The sequence below is a fragment of the Pseudoalteromonas sp. S4492 genome, assembly GCF_005886115.1.
In the GTDB taxonomy this organism is placed as follows: Bacteria; Pseudomonadota; Gammaproteobacteria; order Enterobacterales; family Alteromonadaceae; genus Pseudoalteromonas; species Pseudoalteromonas gelatinilytica.
The window spans coordinates 1-259 of sequence record NZ_PNCP01000379.1 but is presented as its reverse complement, the minus strand read 5'-3'; the positions used below and the strand labels follow the sequence as shown (position 1 = coordinate 259).

General features: G+C 55.2%; 1 protein-coding gene. It reads left to right on the top strand.

The annotated features are described in order from the left end of the window. A partial coding sequence (locus CWC28_RS21845; protein ID WP_138625796.1) for a hypothetical protein occupies positions 1–259 on the top strand: 259 nt, incomplete at both ends.

The window sequence follows — 259 nt, the reverse complement described above, 5'->3', positions numbered from 1 at the left end:
ATTTACCCTGATGGGGCCTGAGAAAGTCCAGTACATGGACGTTTCCACCAAGCAGGTAGTATCCGTTGCGGCATCCCTGATTCCATTCCTTGAGCACGACGATGCTAACCGTGCCTTGATGGGATCGAACATGCAGCGTCAGGCTGTTCCAACCCTGCGTGCCGATAAGCCTCTGGTAGGTACCGGCATGGAGCGTAACGTAGCGTCCGACTCCGGCGTCTGTGTTGTCGCTCAGCGTGGCGGTATTATTGACACTGTA